The 14,108-nt window shown below is 55.5% G+C and carries 11 protein-coding genes and 2 tRNA genes; 12 read left to right on the top strand and 1 reads right to left on the bottom strand.

Annotation, left to right across the window (positions count from 1 at the left end):
- The first annotated feature begins 9 nt into the window (after nt 1-9).
- The 12 genes from tpiA (at nt 10) to DQN55_RS18755 (ending at nt 10,981) form a co-directional block, all read left to right on the top strand.
- The gene (gene tpiA, locus DQN55_RS18810) at nt 10-765 is read left to right on the top strand and encodes a triose-phosphate isomerase (RefSeq protein ID WP_048383688.1); all 756 of its coding nucleotides are present in this window, start codon (nt 10-12) and stop codon (nt 763-765) included.
- 2 nt (nt 766-767) lie between these two features.
- Nucleotides 768-1,151: a preprotein translocase subunit SecG gene (gene secG / locus DQN55_RS18805; RefSeq protein WP_048383690.1), complete on the top strand. Its 384-nt coding sequence runs from the start codon at nt 768-770 to the stop codon at nt 1,149-1,151.
- 28 nt (nt 1,152-1,179) lie between these two features.
- Nucleotides 1,180-1,265, top strand: a tRNA-Leu gene (locus DQN55_RS18800).
- A 96-nt stretch (nt 1,266-1,361) separates the two neighbouring features.
- Nucleotides 1,362-1,438: transfer RNA gene (locus DQN55_RS18795), tRNA-Met, on the top strand.
- A 141-nt stretch (nt 1,439-1,579) separates the two neighbouring features.
- Nucleotides 1,580-2,038, top strand: a complete 459-nt coding sequence (gene rimP, locus DQN55_RS18790; protein WP_048383693.1) for a ribosome maturation factor RimP — start codon at nt 1,580-1,582, stop codon at nt 2,036-2,038.
- 47 nt (nt 2,039-2,085) lie between these two features.
- Nucleotides 2,086-3,567 carry a transcription termination factor NusA gene (gene nusA, locus DQN55_RS18785; protein WP_048383696.1) on the top strand — a complete coding sequence of 494 codons (1,482 nt, stop codon included), beginning with the start codon at nt 2,086-2,088 and terminating at the stop codon, nt 3,565-3,567.
- Between the two features lie 27 nt (nt 3,568-3,594).
- Nucleotides 3,595-6,096, top strand: coding sequence for a translation initiation factor IF-2 (gene infB, locus DQN55_RS18780; protein WP_048383698.1), 2,502 nt, complete (start codon nt 3,595-3,597; stop codon nt 6,094-6,096).
- Between the two features lie 158 nt (nt 6,097-6,254).
- On the top strand, nt 6,255-6,656 hold the full coding sequence (gene rbfA / locus DQN55_RS18775; protein ID WP_048383699.1) for a 30S ribosome-binding factor RbfA: 402 nt from the start codon (nt 6,255-6,257) through the stop codon (nt 6,654-6,656).
- Between the two features lie 3 nt (nt 6,657-6,659).
- The gene (truB, locus tag DQN55_RS18770) at nt 6,660-7,577 is read left to right on the top strand and encodes a tRNA pseudouridine(55) synthase TruB (RefSeq protein ID WP_048383701.1); all 918 of its coding nucleotides are present in this window, start codon (nt 6,660-6,662) and stop codon (nt 7,575-7,577) included.
- Nucleotides 7,578-7,738: 161 nt separating this feature from the next.
- Complete coding sequence (gene rpsO, locus DQN55_RS18765) at nt 7,739-8,008, top strand: 30S ribosomal protein S15 (protein WP_048383704.1); 270 nt, start codon at nt 7,739-7,741, stop codon at nt 8,006-8,008.
- A 226-nt stretch (nt 8,009-8,234) separates the two neighbouring features.
- A complete protein-coding gene (gene pnp, locus DQN55_RS18760; protein ID WP_048383708.1) occupies nt 8,235-10,340 on the top strand; it encodes a polyribonucleotide nucleotidyltransferase in 2,106 nt (701 codons plus the stop codon).
- A gap of 287 nt (nt 10,341-10,627) precedes the next feature.
- Nucleotides 10,628-10,981 (top strand): BON domain-containing protein, encoded by a 354-nt coding sequence (locus tag DQN55_RS18755; RefSeq protein WP_048383710.1) that lies wholly within the window; start codon nt 10,628-10,630, stop codon nt 10,979-10,981.
- Nucleotides 10,982-11,141: 160 nt separating this feature from the next.
- Here DQN55_RS18755 and DQN55_RS18750 read toward each other — a convergent pair whose 3' ends face one another.
- On the bottom strand, nt 11,142-14,066 hold the full coding sequence (locus DQN55_RS18750; RefSeq protein WP_048383713.1) for a DUF748 domain-containing protein: 2,925 nt from the start codon (nt 14,064-14,066) through the stop codon (nt 11,142-11,144).
- Nucleotides 14,067-14,108 lie beyond the last annotated feature (42 nt).

The following is a 14,108-nucleotide window of genomic DNA, read 5'->3' as shown; positions in this document are numbered from 1 at the left end:
AGGTAAAGCATGCGTCGCACTATGGTAGCTGGTAACTGGAAGATGCACGGTACCTGCGCCAGCGTCGTTGAGCTGATCGACGGTCTGCGTACGCTGACCTTGCCAGGCAATGTCGATGTCGCAGTATTTCCACCTGAGCTGTTTATTGATCGTGTGATCAATGGCTTGCAAGGTGCATCGATTTCGGTCGGTGCTCAGAATGCTGCGATCGAGTCCAGGCAAGGTGCACTGACTGGCGAGATTTCATCGAGTCAGTTGGTGGATGCGGGTTGCAAGTTTGTGTTGGTAGGTCACTCCGAGCGCCGCCTGATTCTGGGTGAGTCGGATGAGACGCTTAACCGCAAGTTTGCAGCTGTCCAGGCTTCTGGCTTGACGCCAGTGCTGTGTATAGGGGAAACCCTGGAGCAGCGTGAAGCAGGGCAAACGCTTGAGGTGGTAGAGCGTCAGCTGAATGTCGTCATTGATGAGTTCGGTATTGAGGCTTTTGAAAATGCAGTGATTGCATATGAGCCGGTCTGGGCCATTGGTACCGGGCTGACTGCATCACCGCAGCAAGCGCAAGATGTGCATGCGGCCATTCGCACACAGCTGGCGAAAAAGAATTCTGAAGTGGCGCAAGGTGTGCGGCTTCTATACGGCGGCAGCGTGAAGGCGGCCAATGCGGTCGAACTGTTCAGCATGCCGGATATCGATGGGGGACTCATTGGCGGGGCTTCCCTGAATGCAGATGAGTTCGGTGCGATTATTCGTGCCGCAGGAAACTGAAAATGCTGGATAACGTCGTAACTGTTTTTCATCTGCTGACAGCATTGGGTGTAATTGCACTGGTTTTGCTGCAACAGGGTAAAGGGGCGGATGCTGGAGCATCTTTTGGTGCAGGTGCATCAAATACTGTGTTCGGAAGCCAAGGTTCCTCTACCTTTCTTAGTAAGTTTACTGCTATACTTGCCGCAGGTTTTTTCATAACCAGCTTGGGGTTAGGTTACTTTGCTAAAGAGAAGGCTGAACAGCTGACTCAAGTAGGTTTGCCAAATCCAGCGGTGTTGGAAGTGCCAAAGCAACAACCGGTTTCAGATGATGTTCCGGTGCTTCAAGAGCAAAAGTCGGCAACTCCTGCGACTGACGTACCTCCAGCTCAAGAGCAAAAGTAAAACGGGTTTCATGATGTAACGTAGTATTGCCGAGGTGGTGGAATTGGTAGACACGCAACCTTGAGGTGGTTGTGCCCATAGGGTGTAGGGGTTCGAGTCCCCTTCTCGGTACCAATTATCAAGAATGCCCGCAGTAGCGGGCTTTCTTGTATGTGGAAGGTTGGATTGACCCTGAAAAGGATCAACCGTATACTTCCGCTCCAGCTTTGTCGCGGGATGGAGCAGTCTGGTAGCTCGTCGGGCTCATAACCCGAAGGTCGTCGGTTCAAATCCGGCTCCCGCAACCAGTTTTAGCGGAGCCCCTTCTTAGGGGCTTTTTGTTAACTGGACACTTTATAACGCCGGTATTCAACGGCGTTTCAGGGATGGGCGCTTCGCCCATTTTTTCATTCTGCATAGCATGCACAAACATGCACTAGGGGGTTCAGGTGTCGAGCAAGCTAGAACAGTTGCAGGCCTTGTTGGCCCCGGTGGTCGTGGCCCTTGGCTATGAATGCTGGGGTATTGAATTTTCGGCTCAAGGCCGCCATTCAATGTTGCGTGTGTATATCGACAAGGAAGGCGGCGTATTGGTGGATGACTGCGCCATCGTCAGCCGCCAAATCAGCGGCGTACTGGATGTCGAAGATCCTATCGCTGTTGAATACACCCTTGAGGTTTCTTCTCCTGGCATGGAACGCCCGCTGTTCACGATCGAACAGTATGCGCAATTTGTCGGTGAGCAAGTGAAGATCAAGCTGCGCTCGCCTTTTGAAGGGCGACGCAACTTTCAGGGCCTTCTGCGCGGCGTAGAGGAGCAGGATGTTGTGGTGCAGGTTGAAGACCACGAATTCCTGTTGCCGATCGATATGATCGACAAGGCCAACATTATTCCCAGTTTTGACTGAGACGCGGATCCCGCGGATCCAATGGCTTGCGAAAGGCGAGGCGTACGATGAGCAAAGAAGTACTGCTGGTTGTTGAGTCGGTGTCCAATGAAAAGGGCGTACCGGCAAACGTTATTTTTGAAGCGCTGGAGCTGGCTCTGGCCACCGCTACTAAAAAGCGTTTTGAAGACGAAGTCGAACTGCGTGTGGAAATCAATCGCCACACCGGTAACTATGAGACTTTCCGTCGCTGGACTGTGGTCGAAGACGAAGATCTGGATGATCCAGCAATCGAGTTGGCGGTAGACCAGGCCCAGGCGAAACAGCCAGGCGCGAAGGCCGGCGATATTATCGAAGAAAAAATCGATTCTATCGAATTCGGTCGGATTGCTGCACAAACTGCCAAGCAGGTTATTGTGCAAAAAGTCCGAGAAGCTGAGCGCGCTCAAGTAGTCGATGCTTATCGTGAGCGTCTGGGCGAAATCATTTCTGGCACAGTCAAGAAAGTGACCCGTGACAATGTGATCGTTGACCTGGGTAATAACGCTGAAGCGTTGTTGGCCCGTGAAGACATCATTTCGCGTGAGACTTTCCGTGTTGGCGTACGCCTTCGCGCACTGCTGAAAGAAATTCGCACCGAGAACCGCGGTCCTCAACTGATTCTGTCGCGTACTGCGCCAGAAATGTTGATCGAGCTGTTCCGTATTGAAGTTCCAGAAATCTCCGAAGGCCTGATCGAAGTGATGGCGGCCTCCCGCGATCCTGGATCTCGCGCTAAAATAGCCGTTCGCTCCAAAGACAAACGCATCGATCCGCAAGGTGCCTGTATCGGTATGCGCGGTTCGCGTGTCCAGGCAGTGTCCGGCGAATTGGGCGGTGAGCGAGTGGATATCGTCCTTTGGGATGACAACCCGGCGCAGTTTGTGATCAACGCCATGTCGCCCGCAGAAGTGGCGGCAATTATCGTCGACGAAGATGCCCATGCAATGGACATCGCCGTTGGCGCAGACAATCTGGCCCAGGCGATTGGTCGCGGCGGTCAGAACGTACGTTTGGCCAGCCAGTTGACCGGCTGGACCTTGAACGTGATGACCGAATCGGACATCCAGGCTAAGCAGCAAGCAGAAACCGGCGACATCCTGCGCAACTTCATCGAAGAGCTGGAAGTTGATGAAGACCTGGCGCAGGTGCTGGTAGATGAAGGCTTTACTAGCCTGGAAGAGATTGCCTACGTACCGGTGGAGGAAATGCTCAACATCGATGGCTTTGACGAAGATACCGTCAACGAGCTTCGCGCTCGGGCCAAGGATCGCTTGTTGACTAAAGCCATCGCTACTGAGGAAAAGCTGGCAGACGCCCATCCGGCCGAAGACCTGCTCTCGCTTGAGGGTATGGACAAGGATTTGGCGATGGAACTGGCGGTGCGCGGCGTAATTACCCGCGAAGACCTGGCCGAGCAGTCTATTGACGACCTGCTCGACATCGACGGCATTGACGATGATCGTGCCGGCAAGTTGATCATGGCCGCCCGAGCCCATTGGTTCGAGTAATTAGGCGCGGCCTGAGGAGAGAAATGCATGACGCAAGTCACGGTGAAACAACTGGCCGATGAGGTCAAAACACCGGTTGAGCGCCTGTTGCAGCAGATGCGTGAGGCAGGTCTGCCGCACAACGCCGCCGAGCAGAATGTGACCGACAGTGAGAAGCAAGCTCTGCTGACTCACCTGAAAAGCAGCCACAAGGCTAAAGTGGAAGAACCGCGCAAGATCACTTTGCAGCGTAAAACCACCAGTACCCTGCGTGTAGCTGGCAGCAAAAGCATCAGCGTTGAAGTACGCAAGAAGAAAGTCTTCGTACAACGCAGCCCGGAAGAAATCGAAGCCGAGCGCAAGCGTGAGATGGATGAACGCCGTGCAGTAGAAAATGCCGCACGTCAGAAGGCTGAAGAAGAGTCCAAGCGTCGTGCCGAAGAAGAAGCGCGCCGCCAGCCTGCATCTACTCCGTCCGCAGCGCCAGCCGTTGCTGCACCTGCACCTGTGCAAGCAGCACCGGCTGCAGCCCCTGCACCGGCAGCAGATGCACGCAAGCGTGACGAACAGCGTCGCCCTGACAAGCCACGTGCTGACGATAGCAATCGTCGCGGCAGTGGTGACGGCGATCGCAAGAACGCACCGCATCGCGCATCGGTTAAAGAAAAAGCACCGACTCCACGTGTTGCTCCACGCACTTCCGACGAAGAAAGCGACAGCTTCCGTCGCGGCGGTCGTGGCAAGGGCAAGCTGAAGAAGCGCAACGCTCACGGTTTCCAGAGCCCAACCGGCCCTGTTGTTCGTGACGTACAGATTGGCGAGACCATCACTGTTGGCGATTTGGCTGCACAGATGTCGGTCAAGGCTGCTGAAGTCATCAAGTTCATGTTCAAGCTGGGTACTCCAGCCACCATCAACCAGGTACTTGATCAGGAAACTGCTCAACTGGTTGCTGAAGAACTGGGCCACAAAGTGACTCTGGTCAGCGACAACGCCCTGGAAGATTCCCTGGCCGAGTCCCTGAAGTTTGAAGGCGAGTCGTTCTCCCGTGCTCCGGTTGTGACCGTAATGGGCCACGTTGACCACGGTAAAACGTCCCTGCTCGACTACATCCGTCGTGCCAAGGTAGCTGCTGGCGAAGCCGGTGGTATTACTCAGCACATCGGTGCGTACCACGTTGAAACCGAACGCGGCATGGTCACTTTCCTCGATACCCCGGGTCACGCTGCGTTTACCGCAATGCGTGCACGTGGTGCCAAGGCGACTGACATCGTGATTCTGGTTGTTGCGGCAGATGACGGCGTAATGCCGCAAACCGTTGAAGCTGTTCAGCATGCCAAGGCTGCTGGCGTTCCACTGGTTGTTGCAGTGAACAAAATCGACAAGCCAGGTGCTGATCTTGATCGCATCCGCAGCGAGTTGTCCGTTCATGGCGTGACATCGGAAGAGTGGGGTGGTGATACTCCATTCGTTTCGGTTTCGGCCAAAATGGGTACCGGCGTTGACGAGTTGCTCGAAGCCGTATTGCTGCAAGCCGAAGTACTGGAACTCAAGGCCACTCCATCGGCTCCTGGCCGTGGCGTAGTTGTTGAATCCCGTCTGGACAAAGGTCGCGGCCCTGTTGCAACGGTTCTGGTTCAGGACGGTACTCTTCGCCAGGGCGACATGGTTCTGGTCGGCTCCAACTATGGCCGTATCCGCGCCATGCTCGACGAGAACGGCAAGCCTATCAAGGAAGCCGGTCCATCCATCCCGGTCGAGATTCTCGGCCTGGACGGTACGCCAGATGCTGGCGACGAGATGAGCGTGATGACTGACGAGAAGAAGGCGCGTGAAGTTGCCCTGTTCCGTCAAGGCAAGTTCCGCGAAGTGAAACTGGCGCGTGCTCACGCAGGCAAGCTGGAAAACATCTTCGAGAACATGGGCCAGGAAGAGAAGAAGACGCTTAACATCGTCCTCAAATCTGACGTCCGTGGTTCGTTGGAAGCTCTGCAGGGCGCTCTGAGCGGCCTGGGTAACGACGAAGTGCAAGTGCGCGTAGTCGGCGGCGGTGTCGGTGGTATCACCGAGAGCGATGCCAACCTGGCACTGGCCTCCAACGCTGTATTGTTCGGCTTCAACGTGCGTGCCGATGCCGGCGCTCGCAAGATTGTCGAGCAAGAAGGCCTGGACATGCGTTACTACAACGTCATCTACGACATCATCGAAGACGTCAAGAAAGCCCTTACCGGCATGCTTGGCAGCGACGTCCGGGAAAATATCCTGGGTATTGCTGAAGTCCGCGACGTGTTCCGTTCGCCCAAGTTTGGCGCGGTTGCAGGTTGCATGGTGCTGGAAGGTGTTGTTCACCGTAACCGTCCAATCCGCGTACTGCGTGAAGACATCGTTATCTACGAAGGCGAGCTGGAATCCCTGCGTCGCTTCAAAGATGACATGTCCGAAGTGCGTGCCGGCATGGAATGCGGTATCGGCGTCAAGAGCTACAACGACGTTAAAGTCGGTGACAAGATCGAAGTGTTCGAGAAGGTCCAGGTTGCTCGCAGCCTCTAAATCGCGAGCCTCAAGAGCGAGGACGGGCTACGGCATGCAAATGCTTTACGCTCGGCCTGGACTCTAAACGCAACGCCCGGTCCGGCTTCTGTCGGGCCGGGCGTTTGCCGCTTTCAGACCGCATGGGTTTCCCATGGGTGAGTAACAGGTAACAAGACATGGCAAAAGAATATAGCCGTACCCAACGTATTGGCGATCAGATGCAGCGCGAGCTGGCCCAGCTGATCCGTCGTGAAGTCAAAGACCCGCGTGTGGGTCTGGTCACCATTACAGCCGTTGAAGTCAGCCGTGACGTCGGTCATGCGAAGATCTTCATCACCGTGATGGGTCAGGATAATGCTGAAGATATCGCTCAGACCATCAAGGTGCTGAATTCGGCTGCAGGTTTCCTGCGCATGCAACTGGCGCGTGAAATGAAACTGCGCAGTGTTCCTCAGCTGCACTTCCACTACGACGAAAGTGTTGTGCGTGGTGCTCACCTGTCCGCTTTGATCGAGCGTGCAGTGGCTGAAGACAATCAGCATCCTGAAGCCACTGCTCCTGAAGACACCAAGGAGTAACCGGTGGCTCAGGTCAAGCGTATCCGTCGTAACGTCAGCGGTATCATCCTGCTCGACAAGCCTCTTGGATTTACATCCAACGCTGCCTTGCAGAAAGTCCGCTGGCTGCTCAATGCCGAGAAGGCAGGGCACACCGGTAGCCTCGATCCATTGGCGAGTGGCGTACTGCCATTATGCTTCGGTGAAGCCACCAAGTTTTCGCAATACCTGCTCGATTCCGACAAGGGTTATGAAACCTTGATGCAATTGGGCAAGACCACCACCACAGCGGACGCTGAAGGTGACGTTTTGCAGACGCGCCCAGTGACCGTTGGTCGCGCCGATATCGAAGCTGTTTTACCCAAATTTCGTGGGCAAATCAGTCAGATACCGCCGATGTACTCGGCGCTCAAGCGTGACGGCCAGCCGCTTTACAAGCTGGCTCGTGCAGGCGAAGTGGTGGAGCGTGAACCACGTTCTGTTACTATTACCCGCCTCGAATTACTGGCCAGCGAAGGCGACACTGCGCGCTTGGCCGTCGACTGCACCAAAGGCACCTATATCCGTACCCTTGTGGAAGATATCGGTGAGGCGCTGGGGTGTGGTGCATATGTTGCAGAGCTGCGTCGTACGCATGCCGGACCTTTCAGCCTGGCCCAAACGGTGACGCTGGAAGAGTTGGAGGCAGTACATGCCGAAGGCGGCAATGAAGCGGTTGATCGCTTCCTGATGCCATCGGACAGCGGTTTGCTGGACTGGCCGTTGCTGCACTTCTCGGAGCACAGCGCGTTCTACTGGCTGAATGGCCAACCGGTACGCGCTCCGGATGCTCCGAAGTTCGGAATGGTGCGGGTACAAGATCACAACGGTCGCTTTATCGGTATCGGTGAAGTGAGCGAAGACGGGCGCATCGCGCCGCGTCGACTGATTCGGTCAGAATGACCGGAACAGGCCGGATCAGGATGTAACTGTCCTGTTCCGTACTGGAACGAGGGTGGCTGTTATTAGGCACGGTCACATCTCACTTTTAAATACGAGGATTTGTCCTCGGCCTATTGGATCTGTCTTGTTCGCAAGCAGCTCCTTAATGAAAGGAAAGCCACATGGCACTGACAATCGAACATAAAGCAGAAATCGTAGCCGACTACCAGCGCGCTCCAGGTGATACAGGTTCTCCAGAAGTGCAGGTTGCACTGCTGACCTTTAACATCAACACGCTGCAAGGTCACTTCAAGGCTAACGGTAAAGATCACCACTCCCGTCGTGGTCTGATCCGTATGGTAAACCAGCGTCGCAAGCTGCTGGACTACCTGAAGGGTAAAGACATCAGCCGTTACGCAACGCTGATCGCTCGCCTGGGTCTGCGTCGCTAATAGCGATGTTGCTAGAGGCTGGTTGGCTGTTGTGCGCTTGCGGGTTTCCCGCAGGCGTACGGCAGGCTTCCAGCCTCAAGTTTTATCTGGACCAGCAGGACCTTTACGAAAGCTCGCCGTACAGGCCGTTTCCGTAAGCATCTTGAGTCGGGTCAATGCCCGACAGTGCACACGTATTTCGCAAGAAACCCGTTCCCCAAGAGCCACAAAGAGAAGGTAGGACACCGTGAACCCGGTTATCAAAAAATTCCAGTTCGGTCAGTCGACCGTCACCCTCGAGACTGGCCGTATCGCCCGTCAGGCTTCCGGCGCAGTATTGGTCACCGTTGACGACGACGTCAGCGTGTTGGTGACTGTGGTCGGTGCCAAGCAAGCCGATCCAGGCAAGGGCTTCTTCCCTCTGTCTGTTCACTACCAGGAAAAAACCTACGCCGCGGGCAAAATCCCGGGCGGTTTCTTCAAGCGTGAAGGTCGCCCTTCCGAGAAAGAAACCCTGACTTCGCGACTGATCGACCGTCCGATCCGTCCTCTGTTCCCGGAAGGCTTCATGAACGAAGTGCAGGTTGTCTGCACCGTTCTGTCCACCAGCAAGAAAACCGATCCGGACGTCGCTGCGATGATCGGTACTTCGGCTGCGCTGGCAATCTCCGGTATTCCTTTCGATGGTCCGATCGGCGCTGCCCGTGTCGCTTACCACGAAAGCACCGGCTACCTGCTGAACCCGACTTACGAACAACTGGCTGCTTCCAGCCTGGACATGGTTGTAGCGGGTACTTCGGAAGCCGTATTGATGGTTGAATCGGAAGCCAAAGAGCTGACCGAAGACCAGATGCTGGGCGCTGTACTGTTTGCCCACGACGAATTCCAGGTTGTGATCCAGGCTGTCAAAGAGCTGGCTGCCGAAGCTGCCAAACCAACGTGGGACTGGGCTCCACAGCCAGAAGCGACCGCACTGCTGGGCGCTATCCGTGCCGAGTTCGGCGAAGCGATCTCCCAGGCTTACACCATTACCATCAAGGCCGATCGCTACGCGCGTCTGGGCGAGCTGAAAGACCAGGTAGTTGCCAAGCTGTCGGGCGAAGAAGGTCAGCCGACTTCCTCTGAAGTCAAAGCTGCATTCGGCGAAATCGAATACCGCACCGTTCGCGAAAACATCGTAAACGGCAAGCCACGTATCGATGGTCGCGACACCAAAACTGTTCGTCCCCTGAACATTGAAGTCGGTGTTCTGCCGAAGACCCACGGTTCTGCTTTGTTCACCCGTGGCGAAACTCAGGCTCTGGTTGTTGCAACTCTGGGTACTGCTCGTGACGCGCAGCTGCTGGACACCCTGGAAGGCGAGAAAAAAGACCCGTTCATGCTGCACTACAACTTCCCTCCGTTCTCGGTAGGTGAGTGTGGTCGCATGGGCGGTGCCGGTCGTCGTGAAATCGGTCACGGCCGTCTGGCGCGTCGTTCGGTTCAGGCCATGCTGCCTGCTGCCGACGTGTTTCCGTACACCATCCGTGTTGTATCGGAAATCACCGAATCCAACGGTTCCAGCTCCATGGCTTCGGTCTGCGGTGCTTCCCTGGCACTGATGGACGCTGGTGTTCCGATGAAGGCACCGGTTGCCGGTATCGCCATGGGTCTGGTTAAAGAAGGCGAAAAGTTTGCCGTCCTGACCGATATCCTGGGTGACGAAGACCACCTGGGCGACATGGACTTCAAAGTAGCCGGTACCTCCAAAGGTGTTACCGCGCTGCAGATGGACATCAAGATCAAAGGCATCACCGAAGAAATCATGGAGATCGCCCTGGGCCAGGCCCTGGAAGCTCGCCTGAACATCTTGGGTCAGATGAACCAGATCATTGGCCAGTCGCGTAACGAGCTGTCGGCCAACGCTCCGACCATGATCGCGATGAAGATCGACACCGACAAAATCCGTGATGTTATCGGTAAAGGCGGCGCAACCATTCGTGCAATCTGTGAAGAAACCAAAGCTTCGATCGATATCGAAGACGACGGTTCGATCAAGATCTTCGGCGAGACCAAAGAAGCAGCAGAAGCGGCGCGTCAGCGCGTTCTGGGCATCACTGCCGAAGCCGAGATCGGCAAGATCTATGTGGGCAAGGTTGAGCGTATCGTCGACTTCGGCGCATTCGTAAACATCCTGCCGGGCAAAGACGGCCTGGTTCACATCTCCATGTTGAGCGACGCTCGCGTAGAGAAAGTGACTGACATTCTGAAAGAAGGTCAGGAAGTGGAAGTGCTGGTACTGGACGTGGACAACCGCGGCCGTATCAAACTGTCCATCAAGGACGTAGCAGCTGCCAAGGCATCGGAAGCGTAATCGCTTCAATACCCGGGTAGAAAAAAGGATCCTTCGGGATCCTTTTTTTATGCCTGCAGGAATATCGCGACCTTGGGCGAAAGGCCATGAGCTGAAAGCCGCAAGTTGCACGCAGTTTTGCCAAGTGTCATGCATTCTGCACGATCCGGCGAATCAGGAAAATTGGCAAGCTATTGATTTATAAAGATTTTATTTTGAGTTGGGTGTTGGCACAGAGCCTGCAATATTACTGGTAACCCTGCTGCCATAAGACGGCGCAGATTTTAAAGAAGACAGGAGTTACTCGTATGAAGAAGTTCGCTATCGCTGCTGCAACTGCTACCGCTCTGACCCTGACCATGGCCAATGCTGCATTTGCCGCCCAGGCTTCTACTCAAGCCCCGATGACTGTGGCTGCAGGTGAAGTAGAGAAAGCCAAGGAAGCTACTTCTGATACCTGGATCACCACCAAGGTCAAGTCTGACCTGCTGACTGAGAAAGGCATTCCGGGCAGCGACATCAAGGTCGAAACCAATAAGGGCGTAGTTTCCCTGTCGTCAGACGTAGCAATCACCGACGCGCAGAAACAACTCGCTGTCGACATCACTAAAAAGATCAAAGGTGTTCAAGCCGTTTCGGCTGATGGCCTGAAGTCTGAGTAATTACATTTTCTCGTAGAGCCGGGGGAAAGCAGGAGCAGATGATTCAAGTGAAGCATCTGCTGGCTTTCAAATAGGTTCATGCGACGGCCATATGGATATGGCCATTACAGCCCTCGACGCTTGCGTCGGGGGCTGTTCTATTCCGCCAGGCAGGTTGTCGTTATTCACTGTCCAGATGCAGGGGCGAGATCACTCGACCGTCGCTCTCGGGCTCACCCAGCGTGGCATCGACGAAGTAAACGCGTTCGTCAGCCAGTTGCCCCTTGTCTACCAGATAGTCCTTGATACTGCTGGCGCGCTCTTGTCCCAGTTGACGCAGCAAGACTTCGCTTGTTCCCCAGTAGGTGATCAAGGCGTCGCTCATTTTGCTGGCTCGTTCGGTACGACTCAGATCAGCCCACTCAGCAGGCGGCTGCTGTTTCAGGCGGGCGCGATAAATGCCTTCAAGCAAGGCGCCTTTCTCATCATCAGGAACGTTGAGTTCGGATGCCTGTGCGGGGACTTTCTCGCCGCGACGCTGAAGAATCTTGTAGTAGGTGTATTGGTATTCCCGCTCAAGTCGCTCTTGAGCAATCGGTGGCCCGTCGCTTTTTTGCGCGGCGGTGCCTTCGATCTCCAAGCGCAGTGCAGGACGCTCTTTAAGGGCGCTGGCAAGGGTTGTGAGGGACTTTTGGGCATCAGGGCTCAGCTCGCTCGAGCCTGAGGTGAATGACACCGTACCCAGGTCCTCAGCGCCTCCACCGCTAATCAGGCCACCAATGAACTTGAAGGGAGCCTGAGCAGCCCGTACCACCAGATTACGCAGGGTTTGCCAGACGATAGGCATGACGCTGAACTGAGGGTTGTTCAGGTCGCCGGTGACAGGCAGTTCAATGGATATCTTGCCGTCGGAGTCCTTGAGCAGGGCGATGGCCAGTTTCAAGGGCAAATTGACAGCATCCGGACTGTCGACTTTCTCACCCAGTTGCAATTGCTCGACCACCACTTTGTTCTCGGCCTTGAGCTGCCCATTGGTGATCAGGTAATGCAAGTCGAGGTTCAGGCGGCCTTTACGGATACGGTAGCCGGCAAACTTGCCTGAGTAGGGCGTCAGGGTGGTCAGCTCGACACGTTTGAAACTGGTCGCAATATCGAGACTGGCCATTGGATCGAATGGATTGACGCTGCCTTTGATCGTGACGGGAGCATAACGGTCGACCTTGCCTGCGATATTCACCGAGGCCGGCTTGGCCTGACGGCTGTCAATGGTGCCGATTTGCCCGTTGAGCTGCTGGACGGCCGTGGCGAAGTTGGGGGTCAGGCTGAAGTCGGCAAAGTTGGCCGAGCCGTTATTGATAACAATCCCGCCGACATGGATGCCCAGCGGTTTGTCCTGAGTGGCAGCCGGCTTGGCTGCACTGGTGCTGCCACTGTTTGCGGGTTGCGGGATCAGCAGGTCGTCCACGTTGGTGGTGCGATCATCATTGATCATGAAACGCACGTAAGGCTGGGTGAGGTTGACCCGGCTCATCGACAGGCTGTCGCCGTGTTGGTACTTGAGGTTCTCCAGAACCAGGCGTTGCCACTTGAGGAAGTCGCGATTCTTGAGGGTGTCGAGTGTGTGCAATTGATCGACCTGAACCTGGCCATCCACGGTAAAGGCTAAAGGCTCGATGTTCGTGAGGTCGACGGCCAGATCACTCCCGAGCATGCCGCTGCGCAGTTCGAGTCGCACAAACGGGTCGATGTAGGCTTGAGCGACACGCAGGTCGATGTCTTTGGTGGTGACCTTCAGCTTGGCGCTGATGGGGCTCAGGTTAACGTCACCGCTGGCAGTGAGCTTGCCTTGCTTGCCGATGCCCGTGTCGAGCTTGAGGCCGAAAGGGGACTGATTCAGGCTGTCGAAGTTTTTCAGGTCCAGGTTCAGTGGGCCGATATCCAGCGCCACAGGCGTTTTTGGTTCTTTATCCGCGAGGTGAACCCGATAATCGCGTAGCTGGACGTCCTTGAGCAGCACTTGCCAGGGTTTGCCTGGTGCCACGGGCTCAGGTTTCGGTGCTTCGACGGTTACTGGATCTGTGGAGGTGGGTGCGGTCCTGGCCGGTTGGCCGGCAAACAGCTTTTGCCAGTCGAGCTGGCCATCGCTTTCACGGGTTGCCCAGGTTTCAAGGTTTTTACTGTCGATTTTGCCGACGACGACTTTTTGCTTTGCCAGGTCAACGGTGGTGTCGCTGATGTTCAGCCGTTCAAGGCGTGCCAGAGGGCGACCGTCAGGGGCGTTGATCCTGAAAGGGGCAATACTGGCAGAGGCGTTGCTCAGGACTATTTCGGTCTCTTTGGCCAGATTCAATGTGTAGTCGGTGCTGAAGTTAAGGACGCCGTCCTCAAGGACCAGTGGTAGCGCGTCACGGACATAAGGCCACCAGACTTTCATCTTGCCATCGGTGACCTTGAGCGAGCCCTTGGAAGCAATCGGTACCAGGCTCAGAGTGCCGTTCCAGTCGATACGCCCACCCTCGGGCCCCGCTGCAACCAGCGTCATGTCGGCATTGTCATCGGGCAAGGTGCTGAGGTTCTTCAGCTCAAGATTCATCGCGTCATACAGGAACTCGATGGGCTCGCCTGGACGCTTGTCGACGAAGTGCAGATAACCGTCTGCGAGCTTGATGTTATCAATGCGCACCGGGAACGGTTTGCTGTCGGGATCGCTCGGTGTGGGTTCGCTGGCAGGGAGCTTGAACAACTGGGTCAGATTGAGTGTTCCGTCCTTGGCAAACAGCAATTCGGTCTTGGGCTTGTCCAGTTGCACCTCGGTAAGGTGCAAGGCTTTGGTCCACAGGCTGTCTACCTGCAGATTGGTGTAGAACCGCTCAAAGCCGACTTGCTCCTTGCCCGGCTCGCCAACGGTCAAGCCCCACAATGTCAGCTCCAGGCTGAAGGGGTTAAGCTCCAGCCTGTCGAGTTTGGCGGGGACAGTGGCGTAGTTGGCCAGTTGCTGGTTGATAATTCTCAAGCCAATTCCGGGCAAGATCAAAAAGCCCAGCAAACTATAAAGTGCGAGAGCAATCAGTGCGGCGCCGAGGGCGCGGATCAATCCTTTGAGCATGTGCTGGCGTCGTCTTATGCAGTCGGAGGTGCCTTTGAGTAT

The organism is Pseudomonas taetrolens, from assembly GCF_900475285.1.
Lineage (GTDB): Bacteria > Pseudomonadota > Gammaproteobacteria > Pseudomonadales > Pseudomonadaceae > Aquipseudomonas > Aquipseudomonas taetrolens.
The sequence above is the reverse complement of the archived record's forward strand: the minus strand, read 5'-3'. Positions and strand labels throughout refer to the sequence as shown.

Excerpts from the sequence above, each read along its gene's own strand:
- tpiA (WP_048383688.1), top strand. The coding sequence starts at position 10 with ATGCGTCGCACTATGGTAGCTGGTAACTGGAAGATGCACGGTACCTGC.
- secG (WP_048383690.1), top strand. The coding sequence starts at position 768 with ATGCTGGATAACGTCGTAACTGTTTTTCATCTGCTGACAGCATTGGGT.
- nusA (WP_048383696.1), top strand. The coding sequence starts at position 2,086 with ATGAGCAAAGAAGTACTGCTGGTTGTTGAGTCGGTGTCCAATGAAAAG.
- rpsO (WP_048383704.1), top strand. The coding sequence starts at position 7,739 with ATGGCACTGACAATCGAACATAAAGCAGAAATCGTAGCCGACTACCAG.
- DQN55_RS18755 (WP_048383710.1), top strand. The coding sequence starts at position 10,628 with ATGAAGAAGTTCGCTATCGCTGCTGCAACTGCTACCGCTCTGACCCTG.
- rbfA (WP_048383699.1), top strand. The coding sequence starts at position 6,255 with ATGGCAAAAGAATATAGCCGTACCCAACGTATTGGCGATCAGATGCAG.
- infB (WP_048383698.1), top strand. The coding sequence starts at position 3,595 with ATGACGCAAGTCACGGTGAAACAACTGGCCGATGAGGTCAAAACACCG.
- DQN55_RS18750 (WP_048383713.1), bottom strand. The coding sequence starts at position 14,066 with ATGCTCAAAGGATTGATCCGCGCCCTCGGCGCCGCACTGATTGCTCTC.